The 24,959-nt window shown below is 56.6% G+C and carries 13 protein-coding genes; 9 read left to right on the top strand and 4 right to left on the bottom strand.

Annotation, left to right across the window (positions count from 1 at the left end; all coding sequences use genetic code 11):
• Nucleotides 1–7: 7 nt before the first annotated feature.
• The 3 genes from PP769_RS15175 to PP769_RS15165 all read right to left on the bottom strand — a co-directional run bounded on the left by PP769_RS15175 (nucleotide 8) and on the right by PP769_RS15165 (nucleotide 4,328).
• A complete protein-coding gene (locus PP769_RS15175; RefSeq protein WP_312641630.1) occupies nucleotides 8–2,389 on the bottom strand; it encodes a hybrid sensor histidine kinase/response regulator in 2,382 nt (793 codons plus the stop codon).
• Between the two features lie 56 nt (nucleotides 2,390–2,445).
• Nucleotides 2,446–3,447, bottom strand: a complete 1,002-nt coding sequence (locus tag PP769_RS15170; RefSeq protein WP_312641628.1) for an HD domain-containing phosphohydrolase — start codon at nucleotides 3,445–3,447, stop codon at nucleotides 2,446–2,448.
• A gap of 227 nt (nucleotides 3,448–3,674) precedes the next feature.
• Nucleotides 3,675–4,328, bottom strand: coding sequence for a YajG family lipoprotein (locus tag PP769_RS15165; RefSeq protein ID WP_312641626.1), 654 nt, complete (start codon nucleotides 4,326–4,328; stop codon nucleotides 3,675–3,677).
• Between the two features lie 303 nt (nucleotides 4,329–4,631).
• Between PP769_RS15165 and PP769_RS15160 the strand changes: the two genes are divergently transcribed.
• From PP769_RS15160 to PP769_RS15145, 4 genes are all read left to right on the top strand, one after another.
• Nucleotides 4,632–5,009, top strand: coding sequence for a hypothetical protein (locus PP769_RS15160; RefSeq protein ID WP_312641623.1), 378 nt, complete (start codon nucleotides 4,632–4,634; stop codon nucleotides 5,007–5,009).
• A 117-nt stretch (nucleotides 5,010–5,126) separates the two neighbouring features.
• On the top strand, nucleotides 5,127–6,401 hold the full coding sequence (locus tag PP769_RS15155; protein WP_312641621.1) for an FAD-dependent oxidoreductase: 1,275 nt from the start codon (nucleotides 5,127–5,129) through the stop codon (nucleotides 6,399–6,401).
• 58 nt (nucleotides 6,402–6,459) lie between these two features.
• Nucleotides 6,460–7,224: a hypothetical protein gene (locus PP769_RS15150; protein ID WP_312641619.1), complete on the top strand. Its 765-nt coding sequence runs from the start codon at nucleotides 6,460–6,462 to the stop codon at nucleotides 7,222–7,224.
• A complete protein-coding gene (locus PP769_RS15145; protein WP_312641618.1) occupies nucleotides 7,221–7,955 on the top strand; it encodes a TPM domain-containing protein in 735 nt (244 codons plus the stop codon). The genes PP769_RS15150 and PP769_RS15145 overlap by 4 nt, the downstream gene beginning before the upstream one ends.
• A 155-nt stretch (nucleotides 7,956–8,110) precedes the next feature.
• Here the strand turns inward: PP769_RS15145 and PP769_RS15140 are convergent, their stop codons facing one another.
• Nucleotides 8,111–8,788: a DUF3386 family protein gene (locus tag PP769_RS15140; RefSeq protein ID WP_312641616.1), complete on the bottom strand. Its 678-nt coding sequence runs from the start codon at nucleotides 8,786–8,788 to the stop codon at nucleotides 8,111–8,113.
• Between the two features lie 415 nt (nucleotides 8,789–9,203).
• On the opposite strand from PP769_RS15140, the gene PP769_RS15135 reads away from it, so the two are divergent.
• The 5 genes from PP769_RS15135 (at nucleotide 9,204) to PP769_RS15115 (ending at nucleotide 24,866) form a co-directional block, all read left to right on the top strand.
• Nucleotides 9,204–11,744: a PASTA domain-containing protein gene (locus PP769_RS15135; RefSeq protein ID WP_312641614.1), complete on the top strand. Its 2,541-nt coding sequence runs from the start codon at nucleotides 9,204–9,206 to the stop codon at nucleotides 11,742–11,744.
• A gap of 14 nt (nucleotides 11,745–11,758) precedes the next feature.
• Nucleotides 11,759–14,467: a PASTA domain-containing protein gene (locus tag PP769_RS15130; protein WP_312641612.1), complete on the top strand. Its 2,709-nt coding sequence runs from the start codon at nucleotides 11,759–11,761 to the stop codon at nucleotides 14,465–14,467.
• Nucleotides 14,468–14,670: 203 nt separating this feature from the next.
• The gene (locus PP769_RS15125) at nucleotides 14,671–18,384 is read left to right on the top strand and encodes a PASTA domain-containing protein (RefSeq protein WP_312641610.1); all 3,714 of its coding nucleotides are present in this window, start codon (nucleotides 14,671–14,673) and stop codon (nucleotides 18,382–18,384) included.
• A gap of 302 nt (nucleotides 18,385–18,686) precedes the next feature.
• Nucleotides 18,687–21,908 carry a PASTA domain-containing protein gene (locus PP769_RS15120; RefSeq protein ID WP_312641608.1) on the top strand — a complete coding sequence of 1,074 codons (3,222 nt, stop codon included), beginning with the start codon at nucleotides 18,687–18,689 and terminating at the stop codon, nucleotides 21,906–21,908.
• 144 nt (nucleotides 21,909–22,052) lie between these two features.
• Nucleotides 22,053–24,866, top strand: a complete 2,814-nt coding sequence (locus PP769_RS15115) for a PASTA domain-containing protein (RefSeq protein ID WP_312641606.1) — start codon at nucleotides 22,053–22,055, stop codon at nucleotides 24,864–24,866.
• Nucleotides 24,867–24,959: the final 93 nt, after the last annotated feature.

Below are 24,959 nucleotides of genomic sequence, written 5' to 3'. Positions count from 1 at the left end.
TGATTTGTCAAATGATCTGAGTTAAAACTTTAGAAAGATCGAGGAGATTATACGGCTTGGCAATAAAGCCTGAGAATCCGAATTGGCTGGCATGGGCCATGACCGGGTCGTTGGAGTACCCGCTGGAGACGATGACCTTCGCGTCCGGATCATGGTCTTTGATGAGGCGCAACGTCTCCTTGCCTCCCATTCCTCCGGGTATCGTGAGATCAAGGATGGTGGCCAGATACGGGTGGCCGTCCTGACTGGCTTGGGTGTAGAGCGACACGGCTTTTAGTCCGTCGGCAGCAAAGTCCACCTCGAATCCGAGATGCTCGAGCATTTTTCCTAAGACATCCTGGATGTCTTCTTCATCATCCATGACTAAAATTTTTCCCGCGCCTTGCACGAGACTTTCCGGTGTTTCATCCTTATTGGCGGACAGGGAGGTTGAGGCGGGGAGATAGAGGGTGAAGCATGTGCCGTTGCCGAGTGAAGAGGTGACGGCCACGTGCCCTCCATGGCGTTTCATGATGGAATAGGTCGTGGCCAGGCCCAGTCCGCTCCCTTTTTGTTTGGTTGTAAAGTAGGGATCGAAGATCTTTTGAAGATGATCGTCAGGGATGCCGATGCCCTGGTCCGCGACGGACACACACACATACTTGCCGGGTTTCAGGGGAAGCACGGTCTGAGGGGTGACCAGACAATTTTTTGCGACGACGCTGATGGTGCCTCCATCCGGCATGGCCTGGTCGCTATTAATCACGAGATTCTGTATCACCTGACTGATTTGGCCTTCATCGACTTCGATCGCCCAGAGGTCATCGGGGAGATGCGTGGTGCACCGGACTGCGGAACCTCGTAGGGCGAATTGCACCGTGTCGGTAATAATAGAGGCCACAGAAGTCGTGCTTTTGACCGGGGCGCCGCCTTTCGCAAAGGTGAGCAGTTGCTTGGTGAGATCCCGCGCTCGCAAACAGGCTTTTTCCGCAGCCTCGAGTCGTTCAATGACTTTTTCTCCCTGAGGCGGCGATTGTTTTGCGGTCACCATTTTGGCCAGTCCGATATTGGCAAACACCGACGTGAGAATATTATTGAAATCATGCGCAATGCCGCCGGCCAATAAGCCAACCGACTCAAGTTTGGTGGCCCGTAGTCGTTCGTCTTCCAGGCGTTTCCATTCCGTGATGTCTCGTGTCACGATCACCCCCACGACCGTCCCGATGCTGGTTCGGAAGGGGTGAATGTGACTTTCAAACCATCGCCATTCCGATTGTTTCGTTTGCAGGCGACATACCATATCAATTTCCTGAAGTGTTTTGAGATGAGAATGAAACGACTCCGATAACGGCCCCCGTTCTTCGGGATGGATAAAGTCAAAGAAATTTTTCCCCAGGATGTCGGCTGCCTCATAGCCTAAGACTTTTTGACAATTCGGGGTGACGTACTGACATTCACCCGTCGCGGTGGTTTCGATGATTAAATCATAGGCATGTTCGACGATAGCCCGGTAACGCTGCTCACTATCCCGCAACGCATCTTCGGCTTTTTTACGTTGAAGTTCACCGGCCGCCCTGGCAGCAAACAGTTGAATGATGGATTGGGCCACATGGATTTTGCGAATGGCCATTGGGCTAAAGACCAGCAGGATCCCGATAATTTGTCCTGTCTGGCCACGGAGGGCCGTTCCCAAATAACTGATGATCGACCATGAGCCGAGCGGAGAGTCTGGAGGAAAGAGCGAGGTTTCCAAATTGTCTCCATGGCATCCTTTGACTTTCAGAAGTTGCTCAAAAATCGCCGGAGGAGGGGTCCACGGCATATTTTCCCCGAAAGTCCCATTGGACCAAATGGCGACCGTGTGGGTCCGCGGCCGGGCCGGGGATTCCATTTCCGCTAATATGGCATAGGGCACATTCAGGGCCTGACAGAGGTCTCTTACCAAAAACCGCAGAAACGCCATGCTGCCGGGAGCCGGATCGCTTTGGGCAATTTTCCGCAAGGCTTCATCAATCCGTTTGCGTTCGGTAATATCTTTGACCACCGAAATGGCACCCCACTGGATACCCTGCGAGTCAAAGAGGGGATAGCAGGAGACGAGAAAATCCCCAGGCATGGTAGGGAACTGTGTTTCCACCACCGCAGACAATGCCCCTGCTAACACCGTTTCCCACGGCGGAGGATTTTTGGGAATGGTCGTTCCATAGTAGGGGGTACGGTAATGATGTCCGACTAATGGCCCGATGTGCGGTTGGACCTGGTCGCGAATGGCTCGATTGGTCCAGACAATCGTCCCTGAGCTGTCAAGGATCATGACATGATCCGTCAGGGCATCAAACGCCTGTTCCCATTTCTCGACGGACTGTACCGGGCTGATTTTTTTTGAAGTCTTTTGACGGTTCTTAGTCATGGTGTCTCAATGGTGCCGTCTCATATCGGCGCGTGTGTCTCCAGTCTGTGATATCGCTACCAGACAACTTTCGCAAACAAATCAGCCAGATTCGGATCGACGCTTTTTCCCGCTTCCTGACGAATTTTTTCCCGGGCTTCCGGTACGGGCATCGCCGTTCGGGGCCCATAGCCGGTCACAAAATGATCGAAAATATTAGCCAGGCCGACAATGCGTGCCGATAAGGGAATGTGTTCGCCGATCAATCCATCCGGATAGCCGGACCCATCATATTTTTCATGGTGATGGCGGATGATCTGTTCGACGCAGGGGTGAAATGGGAGACCCTTCACCATTTTCCCTCCGATCGTGGGATGGCATTTGAGCAGTTCCTGGTCTTGTTCCGTCGGGGAATGCATCCCGGCAATGAGGTGATCATGAAGACCGATTTTGCCGATGTCATGGAGATAGGCCCCGAGTTGTATGGCCGTCTGCTCCTCCGGGGTTAACTGGAGATGTTCAATGAGCAGAGCCGCATAAAAATTTACCCGGCTGCCATGTTGAACCAGCTCGGGATGCTTGGCGGCCAGGAGGGTTTTAATATTGGCCAGGGCGGATTCGACATCGATCCCTGATGCCCAAAGGTTTCCAAATGCCTGAAGCGCTGCTTGCAGAGAGGAATATCGGCGGCGGCGCTCGAGCGTTTTATTGATGGTGTCGAGCAACTCAGCCACATTGAACGGTTTGAGGATATAGGCGGCCACCCCGTGTCGGATGGCTTCGATGGCAGATTGGAGTGTGCCATATCCGGTGATGATGATGACATCGACATCCTTCCCGTCTTTTCGAATCTGGGAAAGGAGGTCGTTTCCCGACAGGTCAGGGAGTTTTAAATCGAGGGTGACGAGATCAATAGGGTGGGTTTTAAGAATTTGATGCGCGATTTCGGCCCGATCAACCGTAAAGAGATTGAAATAGGGAGAAAGAATGACCTTTAACGCCTCGCGCGGGCCTTCCTCGTCCTCCACAATCAAAATATTCGCTTGAGGGACAGAGGGTTCGGTACCAGTAGTTTCCATCAACGACTCCTTTTCCAAGTGAAGCGACCCATGAAGACAGTAAAAAAAATAAATAGTCCATGAGACCTTTGAACGTTCGCTTCTGAGGATGAAGTCGGAGACCGTTCCTTCTCCGTCGAGGCTTGCATGATGTTTAGTAGAGGTTCACCTCCTGAGGACAATGATGGTTCGGTCTCCACCCCATGTGGAGAGGACACAACGGGAGATAGGGCAAAAGAGCTGTCATCTTATAATAATCTATCTGATTTTAATTGAAACGCCCGATCTTTGACTGTCAGATCCAGAAATAATTGGTTGAACAAGTCTTTGGCGACATGATTAGTGAGCTCCTCCACATCCTTGGGATTGAATGTGACGACGCTGTCGGTTCCATTCGCACCGAGCACCATCCGGACGGTGCTGCCATCCACCGCATTTTTCGCTTCAAAGGCCACACGTATTTTAACCTCAATATCCGTAAAGCCGAAGCCGGTTTTTGCATTCGCCTCCATGACCAAGATATCGCCTGTCAGGGTGACATCGGCCGGAGCACTTCCTGCGGGAGTTTCAGACGTTGTCGTCCGCGAGGCCTGCCATCCCTCCTGTTGGAGGTATTCCAGGGCAAGATCCGCCATGCCTTCACCGAGGTTTCCATTCCAGACATTAAAATGCGTCGCACCTCCCCAAAAATGTGTGCGGGAACCCAGACGAGTTTTCTGCGCTCGTTTATCCTGAAACGGTTCAACTACAATGGTCAGATCTTCGTGAGGGTTGGTCGTGGCCTTCATCGTGGACGGGAAGGCATGGGGGTTAAAATTCACCGTCTGCCCCGACCCCTGACATCCGACGACTCCCAGGCTGACAATGCACACCATGATAAACCAGTTGGGTTGTGTCTTCACTCGTGGAACCTCCATGTATAGAAAGTGGATATCAGATGATCGTCTGTGCTGTGACGGGAGAGGGATGTTCCTGCCGGTACCCTACTGTATCGAGGCCACACATCCATCCTAATTTTAGACAGCGTAAGAATAATAAAACCGCAGGATTTAATCTAGTCTTGTAGTGATTTTCCGTGAGGAGCCTGCATGAATGATTCCGGTACACAGCCATCTGATGATGATGGCATGATCTATCTTGACATTGTCGTAAACCGCTTGACACTATCATACCTGGTTTGATTGTTAATCCAAAGGAAATTCTTCATGTGGAAGCATAATTTTTTGTTTCGCGCTGAAGGGGCGGTGCCCCTGGAGCAGACCGAAAACGAGTTGTTTCATGACACGGACCCGGCCCTGGATAGTTCGGGTTTACAGATGGATAAATATATTTCCGTCTGGCTCCAAGGGGATGGCGATGAGACCAAGCCACTTGTCTATACGACGGTGTATGTTCGAACGGCCACGTTAGATCCCGAGAAAAGGGTTGGATTTCTTCAGCCCCTTCAAGGACGGACCCACCAAATCAAAAGCATGTTGTCCTCAGAGCAAAAATTGTATCTTCGGCAATGGTTGTCCAGTACCTATCCGCCAGCCTGGGAAGAGTCTGACGATCACTTTCAGTCCATTTTCTCGGAAACCTGATCTTTCCATTCCCGCCGGAGGATGGTCGGTTTCTAAAATCGGAGTTTGTGAATTGCAGCTTCTCGCCCGCCCGGGTGTCCCGGTCGGTAGCGAATGTGTATTCGTAGGGTGTTAGCTATGGATCTACAGACACAGGTTCTGATCATAGGCGCCGGTGGCGGGGGAGCGGTCCTGGGGCTTCTGTTAGCCCGAAAAGGGATTGCCAATATCGTTCTGGAACAGGCTGCTGGGCCCCCACAGGGCTTGCGGGGAGAAATACTTCAACCCAATGGACAGGAAATCCTTCAGCGGCTTGGTTTATTAGAACAGTTGCCGGTTCATGCCTATAAACCGGTCAGGTTCTTTCATTTTCGTCGAAGTGGGGGAACGCGACTCTGTACCATTGACTATGCGATGTTGCCCCCGCCATTCAATCGGGCTTTAGTGATGTGGCCTCATGTCGTACATCACACCATTCTGGACGCACTGAAGCGGGAGAATCCGGAGGGACTTCGGTATGGGGCATGCTTTCGTTCTCTGCTGCGGAATGGCAAAGGTATTACAGGCGTCAAGGCGGACATTGGAGGCAGCCAGGTGACGATTGGGGCTCAGGTGGTGGTTGGCGCAGACGGACCGTTTTCGGAGGTTCGGGGAGCCCTTGGCATTCCCACCGCGCTTCATCGGTATCTCGACAGTTATCTTGTGGCCATGCTGGAATCACCAACATCCCTAGAGGAATCGCAGTATTATGTGGGGAAAAAATCAATTTTGGGAATTTTCCCCGCTGCCGGTCAAAAAGTCTATGCCTTTTATATGGTTTCGTCGGATTCCCTGAGTCAGGTCAAGGCCGATGGGGTACCAGCTCTTCGGGAAAAATGGAAAACGATCGCGCCGGAACTTGCCCCGGTCTTTGACTCCTTACAGGATTGGAACCAGACAGCCTATATGGGAACCGGAAGAGTCCGGGCGAAAACCTGGGTTCAGGATGGGGCGGTGGTCATGGGTGATGCCGCCCATGGGATGAATCCGCATGCCTCCCAGGGACGGATGCAAGCGATGGTGGACGCGGTTACCCTCGCGGAGGTTCTTGAACATTGCCATCGAACGGGAAACTGGTCGGCATCGAATCTTAAGGCATTTGAAACGCAACGGCGTCCCCAGGTCACCATGCTGCAACGTCTGGCTGATGAAGAGGTCTTTTTCTGGAATACCGGAAATCCTCTTCTGGGAATGTTGCGAGACCGCGTCTTCTCAACGATGGATAAAAATCCGCGTTTGCAATATCAAGTGTTGACCGCAACAGCCGGGCTTCGAACCACCTCACCCTTTGGTTGGATGGATCGGTTTCAAGCTGCGGGCTTGTTACCGGATCCCCGGGCCCATCAGATTCCCGATCATGCACGGTCTGCGTAATTAACGTTGGAGTCCATCTTCGTCACTCATCCTTTTTCCAATATTTGGCTCGTATCCTATGTCGTTATCAATGTTCCCGTCACTCGAACTTCCCGAAGACCTGCGGGAAACCCTCGAACAATTTTTAACACAGCTTCAGAAGGATTGGGGTGCTGATTTAGAAGGGCTTCTTCTCTATGGCAGCGCGGCCCGGGGAGATTTTATTGCCGGCCGATCCAATTTCAATTTTTTGGTGCTGGTCAGGGCGCTATCGGTAAGCGGGCTCCAGCGTGCAGGACAATTACATCGCAAATGGGGCAAGCACCAAATCGTCGCCCCGCTGTTGATGACTCAGGAGGACTTGTCTCAATCACGTGATCTGTTCCCGTTGGACTATTTTCAAATGCAAGAGCATCATGTGCGCTTGGCAGGCAAAGATCCGTTCGGCGCCGGGCACATTGATCGTCAGCAGTTGGGATGGCAATGTGAGCATGAACTCCTGGCGAATGTGTTTCGGATGCGGCAACGGTTTGTCGAAGGAGAAGGACGAGCCGAGGCGATCCGGGCTTTGCTGATGCTTTCTATTACCTCCGTTCTTTCTTGTGTGCGAGGTATGCTGTGGATCATAGGCCAACCCTCAAAGGGAAAAGACGTCCAGATTCTTGAATGCCTTCCCCGTGCCTTGCAGTTTGAACCAACGGTTCTTCTCGAAATACTGCAGATGAAGCGGGGCATGAATAGTCCGGGTTCACTTGAATGGACCAAGGTGTATGAGCGGTATCTTCAGACTGTGGAGGGTTTGTGTAAACGGGTTCAGGCCGTTCGTCAGGAAAGCCGCGTATGACTAAGTCTAACAGAGGGTTTGTCGGTCCGTTCATTCTGATGTTTGTGCTGGCTTTCTCTGCACTCTCCATGGGGATGACTCCAAAGGAACAAAATCTCCCAACCCCGCTGGGGTATGTGAGTGATTATGCCCACTTGCTCGACGAGGAATGGCACAAACAAATTCGATCAGTGTGCAAAGATCTTGAATCCTCTTCCGGTGTTGAAATGCTGGTGGTGACCCTTCCGAGTATCAGTCCTCTTTCCCATGCCCAGGAGTATGCCTCCCGCCTCTATGAAGCCTGGCGGATCGGGACGGCGCAACAGGAGCGTGGCATCCTGTTACTGGTGGCGGTCAAAGAACGCCAAGCGGTGGTGGTCGTCGGGAAGAACCTTTTGTCGGTCGTGACTCCTCAACAGTTGGATGAAATTTCCCTCAAGCATTTGCGTCCGATGTTTCGGTCCGGAGAGTATGGGATCAATATCTACCGGTCAGCCGTATCACTTTCCACACTGGCTGCGCGGGCTACTCTTGAAAAGGAGAAACCAAAGCCTCAGCGATCGGCCGCTTTTTGGATGAATATCGCGGTGGTGGTGCTGATGTTTTACGCGCTATGGCGGTTCACCCGTCCAGAACGGCGTCATCCGTTTCCACGCTGGAAAAATGGAGAATATTGGGGAACGGGACAGGGGGGATTTGGCGGTAACTTTGGGGGATTTGGCGGAGGAACGGGGGGCCAGGGCTTACGTTGAAGGAGCCGGATGGAATCTCGCGATCTCTGCGGAATTTTTACACGTTCTTTAGAAATTTTTTCTCTCTGAAAAGTAGGGGCTGGGAAGATTCATCGTCAAAACCAAAAGGGCCCCACCAACCCCAGGCCAACATTATGTTGGACTGGGGTTGTGCGTTATGCCAGCATTTTGTGATTTTCGAACGTGAGGGATCGCACGACGATTTCCCCGTTTTCATAAGAAATAATCCTTCGGGTCGCCGGGAGGTCTGAGTTGCCTATCCTGATATGTGTATCCGAAAAACTGTCGACATTTTTCAGTGACCGGTCTTTTGGAGAAAAATAATAGACCGTATATCGGGTGGTGAGATAATGTTGATCTTGGGTGACTGCACTATCTTCCACGTTGATGGTAAAAGCCGCCTGTGGCATGTTTCGATTGATTTGGGTAATGCGGTTGTCTTTCACCCTATACCAGGAACCCATGCCATCTCCATGAATGGTGATCCGCTGACCTAAAGGGTGCTGTTCTTCTCCCCCTAACGTCAGGGTATGTTTCCCGTCTGATTCCTCGAACGTTCTGGGCCCCCGATGCACGGCAATCATTCCAATCTGGTTTTGGGCCCACGTTTGTAATTCCGTATCATCGATGACCACCGTCACATCCCGCGGCCCTTTGACGGTTACGCTCCCTTTGGTTTCTTTTCCATTCACATTAATGCGCAGGTCGGCCTGAAAGCCTTTGAAGTCTGGTTGCCACCGTGCGGTTTTGGCAAAGGCGGCTTGCAGCAACTCGCGGGCTTTTGGATCGTCCTGGACCTCGGTGGTTGGTTTTTCTACTGTATTCTTTTCCATGTCGAAAACTCCTTTTCTTGTGATGTCGTGTTTGTGATCAGGCTAATTGAGCGAACACTGATCATCATTATAAGGATCTCAGGAGAGGTCGACAACCGTTCAGAGGGAGCGAGGTACAAAGGACTCTTGCAATCTTCAGTCTCCTTGGTCGTATCGAAAATTTGGCCGGGGCAACCAATAATTTTTTCAAAACCCCTCTGCCAGATTCATCCTAGCTATAGGGTTAGCCCTTTCCCCAGATGCATATAAAAGCACCAAAAGGGGGAGATAAAGGTACATTGAAAAGAGGGGGGTGTTCGGCTAGGCTGCGTCCATAATTTTTTACCTGATGGGAAATTCCGGGCATAGGTGTCCGTGTTTTTCATCCCATTTACAAAGATGTTTCGCTTGCTTCCACCCCCAAGAGGCATTGCGCATGAACGCCGCAGACCAACAGCTTAATGATGTCCGGAAACTCAAACGAAGTGAATGCCATGGTTGGCTGATACATCTTTTTCAGGTCATGGTTGTGGTGGGTATGTTGGTCCCCACCTTCGCCTTGCCGACAGTATGGGCTGAAGATGTCCCCGATGTGGTTGGATTGAGTCAGGGGGCGGCGGAGTCGGCCATTACGGGAGCGGGCCTGACCGTGGGGTCCATCACGTTTGCCAACCATGCCTCGGTGCCTTCGGGAAGTGTCATCAGTCAAACGCCGGGAGGCGGGGCGAGTGTAGCGGCGGGCAGCGCGGTGAACCTGGTGGTGTCGACGGGCCCGGCGCCGATGACCGTCCCGAATGTGGTGGGAAACACGCAGGCGGCGGCGGAGTCGGCTATTGTGGGGGCGGGCTTGGTCGTGGGGTCCATCACGTCTGCCAACCATGCCTCGGTGCCTTCGGGAAGTGTCATCAGTCAAACGCCGGGAGGCGGGGCGAATGTAGCGGCGGGCAGCGCGGTGAACCTGGTGGTGTCGACGGGCCCGGCGCCGGTGACCGTCCCGAATGTGGTGGGAAACACGCAGGCGGCGGCGGAGTCGGCTATTGTGGGGGCGGGCTTGGTCGTGGGGTCCATCACGTCTGCCAACCATGCCTCGGTGCCTTCGGGAAGTGTCATCAGTCAAACGCCGGGAGGCGGGGCGAGTGTAGCGGCGGGCAGCGCGGTGAACCTGGTGGTGTCGACGGGTCCGGCGCCGGTCACCGTCCCGAATGTGGTGGGGAGCACGCAGGCGGCGGCGGAGTCGGCTATTGTGGGGGCGGGCTTGGTCGTGGGGTCCATCACGTCTGCCAACCATGCCTCGGTGCCTTCGGGAAGTGTCATCAGTCAAACGCCGGGAGGCGGGGCGAGTGTAGCGGCGGGCAGCGCGGTAAACCTGGTGGTGTCGACGGGCCCGGCGCCGGTGACCGTCCCGAATGTGGTGGGAAACACGCAGGCGGCGGCGGAGTCGGCTATTGTGGGGGCGGGCTTGGTCGTGGGGTCCATCACGTCTGCCAACCATGCCTCGGTGCCTTCGGGAAGTGTCATCAGTCAAACGCCGGGAGGCGGGGCGAGTGTAGCGGCGGGCAGCGCGGTGAACCTGGTGGTGTCGACGGGCCCGGCACCGGTGACCGTCCCGAATGTGGTGGGAAGCACGCAGGCCGCGGCGGAGGCTGCGGTCACCAAGGCGGGCCTGAAGGTCGGGACCATCACGAACAGCAGTCATGCGTCGGTGGCCGCGGGGCGGGTCATCAGTCAAACGCCGGGAGGCGGGGCGAGTGTAGCGGCGGGCAGCGCGGTGAACCTGGTGGTGTCGACGGGCCCGGCGCCGGTCACCGTCCCGAATGTGGTGGGAAGCACGCAGGCCGCGGCGGAGGCTGCGGTCACCAAGGCGGGCCTGAAGGTCGGGACCATCACGAACAGCAGTCATGCCTCGGTGGCTGCGGGGCGGGTCATCAGTCAAACGCCGGGAGGCGGGGCGAGTGTAGCGGCGGGCAGCGCGGTGAACCTGGTGGTGTCGACGGGCCCGGCGCCGGTCACCGTCCCGAATGTGGTGGGAAGCACGCAGGCCGCGGCAGAGGCTGCGGTCACCAAGGCGGGCCTGAAGGTCGGGACCGTTACGAACAGCAGTCATGCCTCGGTGGCTGCGGGGCGGGTCATCAGTCAAACGCCGGGGGCCGGGGCGAGTGTAGCGGCGGGCAGCGCGGTGAACCTGGTGGTGTCGACGGGCCCGGCGCCGGTGACCGTCCCGAATGTGGTGGGAAGCACGCAGGCCGCGGCGGAGGCTGCGGTCACCAAGGCGGGCCTGAAGGTCGGGACCGTTACGAACAGCAGTCATGCCTCGGTGGCTGCGGGGCGGGTCATCAGTCAAACGCCGGGGGCCGGGGCGAGTGTAGCGGCGGGCAGCGCGGTGAACCTGGTGGTGTCGACGGGCCCGGCGCCGGTGACCGTCCCGAATGTGGTGGGAAGCACGCAGGCCGCGGCGGAGGCTGCGGTCACCAAGGCGGGCCTGAAGGTCGGGACCATCACGAACAGCAGTCATGCGTCGGTGGCCGCGGGGCGGGTCATCAGTCAAACGCCGGGAGGCGGGGCGAGTGTAGCGGCGGGCAGCGCGGTGAACCTGGTAGTGTCGACGGGCCCGGCGCCGGTGACCGTCCCGAATGTGGTGGGAAGCACGCAGGCCGCGGCGGAGGCTGCGGTCACCAAGGCGGGCCTGAAGGTCGGGACCATCACGAACAGCAGTCATGCCTCGGTGGCTGCGGGGCGGGTCATCAGTCAAACGCCGGGGGCCGGGGCGAGTGTAGCGGCGGGCAGCGCGGTGAACCTGGTGGTGTCGACGGGCCCGGCGCCGGTCACCGTCCCGAATGTGGTGGGGAGCACGCAGGCCGCGGCGGAGGCTGCGGTCACCAAGGCGGGCCTGAAGGTCGGGACCATCACGAACAGCAGTCATGCCTCGGTGGCTGCGGGGCGGGTCATCAGTCAAACGCCGGGGGCCGGGCGAGTGTAGCGGCGGGCAGCGCGGTGAACCTGGTGGTGTCGACGGGCCCGGCGCCGGTGACCGTCCCGAATGTGGTGGGGAGCACGCAGGCCGCGGCGGAGGCTGCGGTCACCAAGCCGGGCCTGAAGGTCGGGACCATCACGAACAGCAGTCATGCCTCGGTGGCTGCGGGGCGGGTCATCAGTCAAACGCCGGGGGCCGGGGCGAGTGTAGCGGCGGGCAGCGCGGTGAACCTGGTGGTGTCGACGGGCCCGGCGCCGGTGACCGTCCCGAATGTGGTGGGGAGCACGCAGGCCGCGGCGGAGGCTGCGGTCACCAAGGCGGGCCTGAAGGTCGGGACCGTTACGAACAGCAGTCATGCCTCGGTGGCTGCGGGGCGGGTCATCAGTCAAACGCCGGGGGCCGGGGCGAGTGTGGCGGCGGGCAGCGCGGTGAACCTGGTGGTGTCGACGGGCCCGGCGGTGCCGAATGTCGTAGGCCTAACCCAGGCCGCGGCGCAAACTGCAATTACCAGAGCAGGATTGAGGTTGGGCACAGTGACCTCAACCAACAGTCAGACAGTCTCCAGTGGCAGAGTTATTAGTCAAACTCCCCAGCCAGGAAGCAAGGTGGCGGCCGGCAGTGCGGTGAACCTGGTCGTATCCCTTGGAGCCGCAGTGCCGAATGTGGAGGGCTTGACGCAGGCCGCGGCGCAAACCGCCATTACCAGTGCGGGTTTGAAGGTGGGGACCGTAACGACAGTGAATAGTGCGATCGTGGACATTGGTGCGGTCATCAGTCAAACCCCGTCAGCCGGGGACAATGTGGCTCCGGGCAGTGCAGTGGACCTGATCGTATCTCTTGGAGCCGCAGTGCCGAATGTCGTGGGCTTGTCGCAGAACAATGCTCAAAAGACCTTGGCCGCGGCCGGTCTGACAGTGGGGATAGTGACGACAACCATTAGTGCCACGGTGCCAATTGGCGACGTTATTGGTCAAAAACCGGGCGCAGGGACCAATGTGGCTCCGGGCAGTTCAGTGGCCTTGGTTATTTCGTCAGGACCACCCGTTTTTCTGATGGGGGTACAAAATGATCCCAGGACCGGGCCTCTGGTGAATAGCCTCTACCGCCTTCGCACCGATGGGGTCGTAACTAAAATTGGAGATCTGACGCATCGCACACATGGCTTAGCCTTTGTCGGGACCACGTTGTATTCCGTCGAGGAACTTTCTCTTTCTCCGCAATCTGGAGCCCCGCCGAGTTTGTATCGGCTGAATCCGGAAAGCGGGGCCTCACTGGGCAGGATCCCCTTGTCGTTATCCACGGGAGAATTGTTAGAAGGCGGGCGAGGGTTGGCCACGGAACCCGGGACAAATTTGCTCTGGGGGTTGCTTGTGGTGACGTCCGAAGTCAACAGTGCCCGGCGGTTAGTCACGATTAATCCGACGACAGGAGTGGCTACTCAAAAGGCCAAACTGTTTGGAAACTTTATGGACCTGGCCTTTGATGCATCCGGGACGCTTTATGCGATCACGGACAACCGAACGGTGCCTGGGGGGGCGACGGTATTTCCGGCCAGGATTTATACGGTGAATAAGTCGACAGGAGCCACGACGGAATTTCTGGATGTCTCGGCTGGTGCCGTGGCGGGACAACCGAATTTTCGAGAAAGTGAAACGATTGGGATGGGGTCTTCTTCCGACCTATTGTATCATCTCTCCGGTCAGCATAAGGTAACCCCAGGATTTACCAAGAACATCCTGTTTGAAACGATTCATCGGACCACAAAAGCCAGAAGGGCGATGGCCCTCACAGGCCCCGATTTTTTTGTAACCACGGCCTTGACCATGGTGCCACCTAAGAGTCCTCCGGCATTGGGAGATCTGGATGCGTCGGGCACGACTGATCTCATCTGGCGCAACCAGAGTGATGGTAGTACCGCGATTTGGTTGATGAATGGAACGACAATCGCCGCCTCCGGCTTCCCGGGCGGGGTGCCGAGGATTTGGCAGATTGCGGGCGTAGGCGATGTGAATGGCGATGGCAAGGCGGATGTCATCTGGCGCAATACCAGCGGCACGGTGGCCGTGTGGCTGATGAACGGGGTGGCGGTCACGGCCGTGGGCTTTCCTGGAAGCACGTCGACGGCGTTTGAGATTGCCGGGGTGGGCGATGTGAACGGCGATGGTAATGCCGACCTGGTCTGGCGTAACATCACTGATGGCAGCACCGCAATTTGGTTGATGAACGGGACCACCATTGCCGCCTCCGGTTTTCCGGGCGGAGTGCCCCTTGCCTGGAAAATCGAGGGTGTGGGCGATGTCAATGGGGATGGTAGAGCAGATGTCATTTGGCGCAATGGCACTACTGGAGGAGTGGCTATGTGGCTGATGAACGGGTTGTCGGTGACCGACGTAGGTTTTGTCGGAGTTGCCCCAACCACTTTTGAGATTGCCGGGGTGGGCGATGTGAACGGCGATGGAAAGACGGACTTAATCTGGCGCAATCAGAGTAATGGCAGTACCGCGATTTGGTTAATGAATGGAACCACCATTACGACGGCCGGCTTTCCGGGGGGCGTGCCCGTCGCGTGGCAAATTTCTCAAGTCGGCGACGTGAACGGAGATGGTAATGCCGATGTCATCTGGCGCAATGATAAAAGTGCCATAGTGGCGATCTGGTTGATGAATGGATTATCAATCTCGACCGTCGGTTTCCCGGGTTCCGCCCCCTCCGATTGGGAAATTCAGTAGCAGGGATTCGAGCTGATTGGCTTATAGGCATAGTTTCTCATACTTTGACATTTTAGCTTACATTTCATTTCTCTTATGCTCATAATCAGATATCTTTCGGCCACGTAGTGTATTCCACGACCGAGTCCTCCGGGGATGTGATGAAGGTTCAGCACCTGAACGGGTTGAATCTAACCCACCAGAAGTTGCCAAGAGGTCACAGGTTGATCTATCTGTGGCTGCTGGTTCTCGTAAGCCTCGTTTTCCTCAACTTTATCTTTCCAGCAACAGCAAGAGCCATAGAAGTTCCAAATGTTATCGGGAACCCCCAGGCTACAGCAGAATCAGAAATTGTAAACGTCGGTCTTACTGTGGGAGTTGTGACGGCGGTCATTGATGGTGGTGTGCCTCTTGGCCACGTCGTCAACCAAGATCCGGCAGGTGGGATCAATGTGGTACCGGGCACTCCGGTGGACCTCGTGATTTCTGGTGTGGCGGTGCCGAATGTGGTGGGATTGGCACAGGCGGCGGCCCAAACCACCATTACCAATGCGGATCTCACGGTGGGGACCGTAACGTCCGCGAATAGTGCGACCGTGCCTATTGGAAACGTCATCAGTCAGAATCCGGCGGCGGGGACCAATGTTTTTCAGGGTAATGCGGTGGCCTTCGTGGTCTCTCTGGGTATCGCGGTGCCAAATGTCGTGGGGTTGCCCCAAGGCACGGCGCAATCGGCGATTACCAGTGCCAACCTTGCGGTAGGGACGGTGACGTCCGCGAATAGTGCGACCGTGCCTATTGGAAACGTCATCAGTCAGAATCCGGCGGCGGGGACAAATGTAGGGGCGGGCAGTACCGTAGCCTTATTGGTGTCTCTGGGCGCGTCGGTGCCGGATGTCGTGGGGTTCACGCAGGGCAATGCCCAAACCGCCATTACCAATGCGGGTCTCACGGTGGGGACCGTAACGTCCGCAAATAGTGCGACCGTGCCTATTGGGCTCGTCATCAGTCAGAACCCCGTGGCAGGGGGCAATGTGGAGCCGGGGAGTGCCGTGGCTTTCGTGGTGTCCCTGGGAACCGCGGTGCCGAATGTGGTGGGCTTGACCCAGTCGGCTGCCCAAACGGCGATTACCAATGCCGGTTTGACGGTAGGGGCCATCACGACAGCCAGTCATCCATCGGTACCGACTGGGAATGTCATCAGTCAGAATCCAGGGGCCGGGAGCAATGTCGCGCCAGGCAGTGCGGTGAACCTGGTGGTGTCGACGGGGCCGGCAGTGCCCAATGTGGTGGGCTTGACACAGTCGGCTGCGCAAACGGCGATTTCCAATGCCGGCCTGACAGTGGGCACGGTGACCTCGGCAAATAGCCAGTCGGTGCCCATCGGGAGGGTCATTAGTCAAACTCCCGCACCAGGCACGAGTATTACAGCGGGCAGTGCGGTGAACATTGTCGTTTCCCTGGGTACTGCGGTGCCGAATGTCGTGGGCTTGGCGCAAGCTGCCGCCCAGACGGCAATTACGAATGTCGGATTAACAGTGGGGGCGGTGACGACTGCCGCCAGTGCGACAGTCTCCGCAGGAAATGTCATCAGTCAGAATCCAGGGGCCGGGAGCAATGTGGCACCAGGTAGTGCCGTGGCGTTGGTGGTGTCGCTGGGGCCGGTGGTGCCGAATGTGGTCGGTTTAACTCAGGCGGCGGCGCAATCGGCGATTACTACGGCTGGTTTGACAGTGGGCACGGTAACCTCGGCAAATAGTAAGTCGGTGCCCATTGGGAGAGTGATCAGCCAAACTCCTGCGTCAGGCACGAGCGTAACGGCGGACAGTGCAGTGAATATTGTCGTCTCCCTGGGCGCCGCAGTGCCGAATGTGGTCGGTTTAACTCAGGCGGCGGCGCAATCCGCGATTACCACGGCGGGTTTGACGGTGGGGACAGTGACGACTGCCACGAGTCCAACCGTGGCGATTGGCGCGGTCATCAGTCAAAATCCGACAGCAGGAAATAATGTGGCGCCTGGGAGTGCGGTGGCCCTGGTGTTATCGCTAGGGGCTCAGGTACCCGATGTCGTGGGCTTGACGCAGAGTGTTGCTCAAACGGCTTTGATCACGGCGGGCCTTACCGTAGGGACGGTGACGGCGGTTTTTAGCGACACCGTTCCTCTCGGAACCGTGATTAGTCAAAATCCCACGGCGGGGACGAAGGTGGATCCGGGCAGTGGGGTGGCTCTGGAGATTTCCTCCGGACCGCCGGCTTTTCTCATGGGGGTGCAAAATGATCCCAAGACCGGGCCGCTGGTGAATAGCCTCTACCGGCTTCGCACCGATGGTGTGGTGACCAAAATTGGAGATCTCACGCATCGCACCCATGGCTTGGCCTTTGTCGGGTCCAATCTGTATTCCGTGGAAGAGCTGACGCTTGCGCAACAGGCTGGGACCCCCCCGAAGATGTATCGGCTCAATCCGGATACCGGGGCCACGCTGGAAACAATCTCCCTATCATTATCCACGAGTGAATCCTTAGAGGGCGGACGAGGGTTGGCTATGGAGCCTGGGACCAATCAGTTGTGGGGGTTGCTCGTGGTAACGTCCGAAGTGAACAATGCCCGCCGGTTAGTGACCATTAATCCGACAACGGGCCTGGCCACCCAAAAAGCCAAATTGTTTGGAAACTTTATGGATCTGGCCTTTGATGCCGCCGGGACGCTTTACGCGATCACGGATAACCGACCGGTTTCCGGCGGAGGGGTGGCTCCGGCCCGAATTTATACGGTGAATAAGACGACGGGGGCCACGACGGAATTTCTGAATGTCTCGGCCGGGGCCGTAGCGGGACAACCGAACTTTCGAGAAAGTGAAACGATTGGGGTGGGGACTTCATCTAATCTGCTGTATCATCTTTCCGGGCAGCATAAGGTGACGTCAGGATTTACTAAAAATATTCTGTTTGAAACGATCAATCTGAACAATAAAGCCAGAACGCCAATTTCGATCACGGGCCCGGACTTTTTTGTGACGACAGCCTTGACGTTGGTGCCACCCATGAGTCCAAAGCTTCCGGCCTTGGCGGATCTGGATGCGTCCGGTACAACCGACCTGGTTTGGCGGAATACGACTGATGGCAGCACTGCGATCTGGTTGATGAACGGATCGAGAATCGCGGCCTCCGGTTTTCCAGGCGGGGTGCCGCTGTCTTGGCAGATCGCGGGTGTAGGCGATCTGAACGGCGATGGCAAAGCGGATGTCATTTGGCGGAAGGCTACCGGCACGTTGGCCGTGTGGTTAATGAACGGGGTTTCAGTGACATCCGTGGGCTTTCCCGGAAGTACATCAACGGCGTTTGAGATTGCCGGCGTGGGCGATGTGAATGGGGATGGCAAAGCCGACCTGGTTTGGCGCAACCAGACCGATGGTAGCACCGCGATCTGGCTGATGAATGGGACCACCATTGCTTCTTCCGGGTTTCCTGGCGGATTGTCTTTGGCCTGGCAAATTGCGGGGGTGGGCGATGTGAATGGGGATGGCAAAGCCGATATCATCTGGCGCAATACCACCGGGACCGTAGCCGTCTGGCTGATGAACGGGTTAACTATCACGGGGGTCGGCTTTCCCGGTAGTGCATCGACGGCATTTGAGATTGCGGGCGTGGGCGATGTGAATGGGGATGGCAAAGCCGATCTGGTCTGGCGCAATCAGAGCGATGGCAGCACGGCCATCTGGTTAATGAATGGGACCACGATTGCTTCCCCCGGTTTTCCTGGGGGGGTACCCTTAGCGTGGAAAATTTCTCAAGTCGGTGATGTGAATGGGGATGGCAAGGCGGATGTCATTTGGCGCAATGACCCGAGTGGAACAGTGGCCGTCTGGCTGATGAACGGATTGTCAATTTCGGCCGTGGGATTCCCCGGTTCGGCTTCCTCAGTCTGGGAGATTCAGTAGATAAAAATTCCGGTCGGATGGGGATTCAGCAGGCCAACCTGCCAAGGATGGAACGCGTCAACCCTCCCATGTTATAGTGGGTTTTATTTTTTCCGTGTTCCTGATCAGAAAGCTTTCACCCATCTGATATTCAACACGACCAACCCTCCCCCATTGCAGAGACAACGAAGCCCTTTTCTTTCATTTCACCGAAAAAAGCAACGGCAATTCATGGGTCAGGCGTGCAGGTAGCGGGTGTAACCAGGGCGAGCCTGGGGCGCTGTGGACTGGGCAGCTGATTCTTGCTGAATGGAGTCAACGATATGAACCTTATGAAAGTTCTGCATCAGAACGAAACGATGTTGAATTTTACCTGTCAGAAATTGCAAAAAGATCATGCCTCGATTCTTTTACCGTTCGGCTTTCTTGTGTGCCTGCTATTTCTCATCTGTGGTTTACCGGGAACGGCAGGTGCCGTAGAGGTCCCCAATGTGGTCGGAAGCCCACAAGCAACAGCAGAGGCCGCTATTATTAGCTCGGAATTGTCTGTGGGGGTTGTGACACCCGTCAATAGTGCCACGGTGCCCATCGGCGAAGTGATTAGTCAGAATCCGGCAGCCGGAATCAATGTGGTACCGGGCAGTCGAGTGGATCTCGTGATATCTGGAGTGACGGTGCCAAATGTCGTGGGGTCGGCGCAGGCGGCGGCGGAAACCGCCATTACAGCAGCAAATCTCACGGTGGGGACAGGGACGACAGCCAATAGTGCCACGGTGCCCATCGGCAATGTTATCAGTCAAACCCCCGCTGCGGGTACCAATGTGTTACCGGGTAATCCCGTAACACTAGTGATTTCCCTGGGTACCGCGGTGCCGGACCTGGTGGGGTTGACCAAAGCCGCAGCGGAAACCGCCATTACTGCAGCTGGTCTCACGGTGGGAACAGGGACGACAACCAATAGTGCCACGGTGCCGGCGGGAAGGGTCATCAGTCAAACGCCGGTAGCGGGGAGTAATGTGCCTCCTGGCAGTGCGGTGGCCCTTGTCGTGTCCCTGGGAGCGAAGGTGCCCAATGTGGTCGGATTGACCCAGTCCGCGGCGGAATCAGCTATTTCCAGTTCGGGTTTGACCGTGGGGACGGTGACCACGGCGAACAGTACGACCGTGCCGGCCGGCACGGTCATCAGTCAATCGCCGGAGGCCGGGACCAATGTAGCTCCAGGTAGTGCTGTGACGTTGGTGGTGTCCTCGGGGGTGGTGGTGCCGAATGTGGTGGGCCTGACGCAAACGGCGGCGCAAACGGAGATTACCTCAGCCAGTCTGACTGTGGGAAGGGTGACCAAGGCCAATAGTTCCAGTGTGGCCGTGGGCAAGGTTATAAGTCAGAATCCGGCTGCAGGGGCAAAAGTGGAGGCAGGCAGTGCGGTGGCCCTGGTTGTGTCCCTTGGGGCAAAGGTGCCCGATGTCGTCGGGAGTTCAAAAAGTAGCGCTCAAACAGCTCTGAGCACGGCAGGGCTGAAAGTTGGGACGGTGACATCGGCCAACAGTCAGACGGTGGCCATCGGAAACGTCATCAGTCAAAATCCCACAGCGGGATCTAATGTAGCCCCAGGCAGTGCGGTCGCTCTAGTAGTATCGGTGGGAACGGCCGTGCCCAATGTGGTCAATAAATCGCAAGCTGCGGCACAAGCTGCCATTGCGGGTGTAGGCTTGACGGTCGGTAACGTGACGTCAGTCTTTAGCGACACGGTGCCTTCGGGTAATGTGATCAGTCAAAACCCTACTGCGGGGACGAATGTTTCACCAGGTAGTGGCGTCGGTTTGGTCATCTCCTCCGGTCCACCGGTTCTGCTCATGGGGGTGCAAAATGACCCCAAGACCGGGCCGTTGGTGAATAGCCTTTATCGCCTTCGTACCGATGGGGTGGTGTCTAAAATTGGAGATCTCACGCACCGTACTCATGGCTTGGCTTATGTCGGGTCCAACTTGTATTCCGTAGAAGAGCTGACGCTTGCCAAACAAGCGGGGACTCCACCGAATTTGTATCGGCTCAATCCCACCACCGGGGCCACGCTGGCCACGATCAGCCTGTCCTTATCGACAGGGGAATCCTTAGAAGGAGGACGGGGTCTGGCCACGGAGCCCGGAACCAACCAGCTGTGGGGGTTACTCGTGGTGACCTCCGAGGTGAATACTTTCCGCCGGTTAGTCACGATCAATCCGACGACCGGCGTCGCCACGCAAAAGGCCAAACTGTTTGGAAACTTCATGGATCTGGCGTTTGATACGGCCGGGACGCTTTATGCCATCACGGATAACCGACCATCCGGTGGGGCTGTAGCTCCGGCACGAATTTATACGGTGAATAAAACGACGGGGGCCACGACGGAATTTCTGGATGTCTCGGCCGGTGCCGTAGCGGGGCAACCCAATTTCCGGGAGAGTGAAACCATAGGGGTAGGGTCGTCGCCTGACCTCCTGTATCATCTCTCCGGTCAACATAAGGTGACCTCTGGATTTACCAAGAATATTTTGTTTGAGCAGATTCATCGTACCACGAAGGCCAGAAAAGCCATTGCGCTCTCGGGCCCGGACTTTTTTGTCACGACGGCCTTGACGTTGGTGCCACCCACCAATACGAATACGGGTACAGGTACTCCGGCTTTGGCCGATCTGGATGCGTCCGGCACGACCGATTTGATCTGGCAAAACACCCAAGATGGCAGCACGGCCATCTGGTTGATGAATGGAACGACAATCGCAGCTACGGGATTCCCGGGCGGGGTGCCCGCGGCCTGGCGGATTGCGGGTGTGGGCGATGTGAATGGAGACGGGAAGGGGGATGTCATCTGGCGCAATGGTACAAGTGGCACCGTAGCCGTGTGGCTGATGAATGGAGTGTCGGTAACGTCCGTGGGTTTTCCCGGAAGCGCGTCGCTGGCGTTTGAGATTTCCGGCGTGGGCGATGTCAACGGGGATGGTAAAGCCGACCTGGTCTGGCGCAACAGGACCGATGGCAGTACCGCCATCTGGCTGATGAATGGCACGAAAATCGCTGCTCCCGGTTTTCCGGGGGGTGTGCCGGTGGGCTGGCAAATCGCGGGTGTGGGCGATGTGAATGGGGATAGTAAGGCGGATGTCATCTGGCGCAATGGTGCGAGCGGCACCGTGGCCGTGTGGCTGATGAACGGATTAGGTATCACGGGAGTCGGTTTTCCCGGCAGTGCCTCCACGGCATTTGAGATTGCCGGTGTCGGCGATGTAAATGGGGATGGCAAAGCCGACCTGGTCTGGCGCAATACGACTGACGGCAGTACCGCCATCTGGTTGATGAATGGGACCACCATTGCCGCCCCCGGTTTTCCTGGCGGAGTACCCCTGGCATGGCAGATTGCTCAAGTCGGCGATATCAATGGCGATGGCAAATCGGATGTCATCTGGCGTAATGGGCGGAGCGGGACCGTGGCCGTCTGGCTGATGAATGGAGCATCGATTTCAAGCGTGGGGTTCCCTGGCTCTGCACCCTCCGACTGGGAGATTCAGTAGGCATTGGTTGCGGCATATCCACTCCTGCCCCAATAAAAAGGAGGAGAACCATTCGAAAGAAGGGGCACCGGAGCCAGAGTATGGATTCAAACCCCTGTTCTGTCCTATGGTTAGTCAATTGTTGCTGAATGGAGTTTACACTACATGGACGCAATGAAAGTTCAGCATCAGCAGATCTTGAACCGCACACACAAGGGACCCCATCGAGGCCTCATGTTCCTGGTTTTCCAGCTAGTCGTCCTAGGAAGCCTGCTCTTCCTTACCTGTGTTTTCCCTGAGACGGCAAGAGCCGTCCAAGTCCCCAATGTCGTGGGCAGCTCACAGACTCAGGCGGAGGCGGATATTATCAAAGCCAATTTGAGGGTGGGAAAAGTCACCTCGGCTAATACTGTCACCGTCCCGCCGGGCACCGTCATCATTCAAAATCCCGCAGCAGGAATTAATGTCGTCCGAGGGACGAAGGTTGATCTGGTGGTGTCTGGAGTGGCAGTCCCCGACATCGTCGGTCGAAAGCAAGCTGACGCCCAAAAGGATCTGACCAAAGCAGGATTAATCGTCGGGAGTGTGACAACGGCCAATAGCGCGACTGTGGCGGAAGGCAAGGTTATCAGTCAAAACCCCACGGCGGGAACCAATGTGGCATTTGGGAGTCCGGTGGACCTGGTGGTATCACTAGGTAGCACAGTCCCGAATGTGGTGGGCATGACGCAGGCGGCCGCTCAATCGGCGATTACCACGGCTGGTTTGACGGTCGGTGCAGTCACGACAGCCATTAGTACCACCGTGGCACCGGGAAAGGTAATTAGTCAAAATCCGGTAGCAGGAAAAAAGGTGGCGGCGAAAAGTGCTGTGGCCCTGGTCGTGTCCCGAGGGACACAAGTCCCGAATGTTGTTGGACGCACGCAAGCTGACGCCCAAAAAGCCCTGACCTCTGCCGGCTTAACCATTGGAACCGTGACCATGGCCAATAGCGCCACCGTCGCGGCCGGTAGAGTTATCAGTCAAAACCCGGGGGGTGGCACAACTGCGAACCCTGGAAGTGCGGTTGCGTTGGTGGTATCGCTGGGAACGACCGTACCCAATGTCGTGGGCTTGACGCAGAGCAGCGCTCAAACGGCTTTGATCGCAGCCGGCTTAACGGCGGGAACCGTGACGACCGCCAATAGCGAAACAGTGCCCAGCGGTACCGTTATACATCAAACACCCGTGGCAGGAATAAAGGTGAGTCCGGGAAGTGCGGTGGCCCTGGTCATTTCCTCCGGACCGCCGGTTTTTCTCATGGGCGTACAAAATGATCCCAGAACCGGACCGCTTGTGAATAGCCTCTACCGAATTCGCACTGATGGAGTCGTAACCAAAATTGCGGATCTGAACCACCGCACCCATGGTTTGGCGTTTGTGGGGTCCACGCTCTACTCCGTGGAAGAACTGACGCTTGCGCAACAGTCCGGAACCCGGCCAAATCTGTATCGGCTCAATCCCGAGACCGGGGACACTCTGGCCACAATCCCTCTGTCCTTATCGACGGGCGAATCATTAGAGGGGGGACGGGGGTTGGCTACAGAGCCTGGGACCGGTCTGCTCTGGGGCTTGCTTGTCGTGACGTCAGAAGTGAATAGTGCCCGCCGGTTAGTGACCATTAATCCCAGAACGGGCGTGGCTACCCAAAAGGCCAAACTTCTAGGAAACTTCATGGACCTGGCGTTTGATGCGGCCGGGATTCTTTATGCGATTACGGACAATCGACCGGTGCCTGGAGGGGCGACGGTATTTCCAGCACGGATTTATACGGTCAATAAAACGACCGGAGCTACGACGGAATTCCTGAATGTCTCGGCTGGAGCCGTGGCCGGACAACCAAATTTTCGGGAAAGTGAGACAATTGGGGTAGGATCGTCGCCTGACCTCCTGTATCATTTTTCCGGTCAGCATAAGGTGACCCCAGGATTTACCAAGAATATGCTGTTTGAAACCATCCATGTGAACAATAAAACCAGAACTGCGATTGCACTCACAGGCCCGGACTTTTTTGTGACGACAGCCTTGGCCTTGGTCCCACTCAGGACCGCCCCGGCCTTGGGAGATCTCGATGCCAATGGCAAAGCTGATCTGGTTTGGCGGAACAATTTTAATGGCAACACAGCAATCTGGTTGATGGATGGAACGACGATTGCGGCCTCAGGCTTTCCCGGTGGAGTGCCGATGGCCTGGCAAATCGCGGGGGTGGGCGATGTGAATGGGGATAACAAGGCCGATGTCATCTGGCGCAACCGCACCAGTGGGGCAGTGGCCGTGTGGCTGATGGACGGATTAACGATTGTTTCCACGGGGTTTCCAGGTAGTGCCTCGCTGGCTTTTGAGATCATGGGCGTGGGCGATGTGAATGGCGATGGGAAGGCGGACCTGATTTGGCGCAATACCACTGATGGTAGTACCGCCATCTGGTTAATGAACGGCACCACCATTGCCGCCTCAGGATTTCCGGGAGGAGTGCCGGAAGCCTGGCAGATCACTGGGGTGGGCGATGTGAATGGGGATAATAAGGCCGATGTCATCTGGCGCAACGACAACAGTGGGGGAGTGGCTGTATGGCTGATGAACGGGTTGTCGGTGACGGCCGTGGGTTTTCCTGGAAGCGCATCCACGGCCTTTAAGGTCACAGGTGTGGGGGATGTGAATGGCGATGGGAAGGCGGACCTGATTTGGCGTAATACGACGGACGGCAGTACCGCCATCTGGTTAATGAACGGCACCACCACTGCCGCCTCAGGGTTTCCGGGTGGGGTCCCGGCTGTCTGGCAAATGTCAGAGGCGCGGGATGTGAATGGCGATGGCAGGACGGATGTCATTTGGCGTAATAGCCGGAATGGGACGGTAGCGGTGTGGCTGATGAATGGATTGACGATTTCCGCCGTGGGGTTCCCAGGCTCAACCTCCACAGATTGGGAGATTCAGTAGGTCCTGTTTGCCGAGGGGGAGCGCTGTCGGTCTACCTCAGTCCCAAAGGCCCTTCAGGTATGGCCTGTGAAGTGAGATCAGGGGATGGATTGA

Source organism: Candidatus Nitrospira allomarina, from assembly GCF_032050975.1.
Classification (GTDB): Bacteria; Nitrospirota; Nitrospiria; order Nitrospirales; family UBA8639; genus Nitrospira_E; species Nitrospira_E allomarina.
The sequence above is the reverse complement of the archived record's forward strand: the minus strand, read 5'-3'. Positions and strand labels throughout refer to the sequence as shown.

Coding starts and splice junctions, on each gene's coding strand:
- PP769_RS15115 (WP_312641606.1), top strand. CDS start 22,053: ATGGACGCAATGAAAGTTCAGCATCAGCAGATCTTGAACCGCACACAC.
- PP769_RS15155 (WP_312641621.1), top strand. CDS start 5,127: ATGGATCTACAGACACAGGTTCTGATCATAGGCGCCGGTGGCGGGGGA.
- PP769_RS15160 (WP_312641623.1), top strand. CDS start 4,632: ATGTGGAAGCATAATTTTTTGTTTCGCGCTGAAGGGGCGGTGCCCCTG.
- PP769_RS15140 (WP_312641616.1), bottom strand. CDS start 8,788: ATGGAAAAGAATACAGTAGAAAAACCAACCACCGAGGTCCAGGACGAT.
- PP769_RS15150 (WP_312641619.1), top strand. CDS start 6,460: ATGTCGTTATCAATGTTCCCGTCACTCGAACTTCCCGAAGACCTGCGG.
- PP769_RS15175 (WP_312641630.1), bottom strand. CDS start 2,389: ATGACTAAGAACCGTCAAAAGACTTCAAAAAAAATCAGCCCGGTACAG.
- PP769_RS15145 (WP_312641618.1), top strand. CDS start 7,221: ATGACTAAGTCTAACAGAGGGTTTGTCGGTCCGTTCATTCTGATGTTT.
- PP769_RS15135 (WP_312641614.1), top strand. CDS start 9,204: ATGAACGCCGCAGACCAACAGCTTAATGATGTCCGGAAACTCAAACGA.
- PP769_RS15120 (WP_312641608.1), top strand. CDS start 18,687: ATGAACCTTATGAAAGTTCTGCATCAGAACGAAACGATGTTGAATTTT.
- PP769_RS15170 (WP_312641628.1), bottom strand. CDS start 3,447: ATGGAAACTACTGGTACCGAACCCTCTGTCCCTCAAGCGAATATTTTG.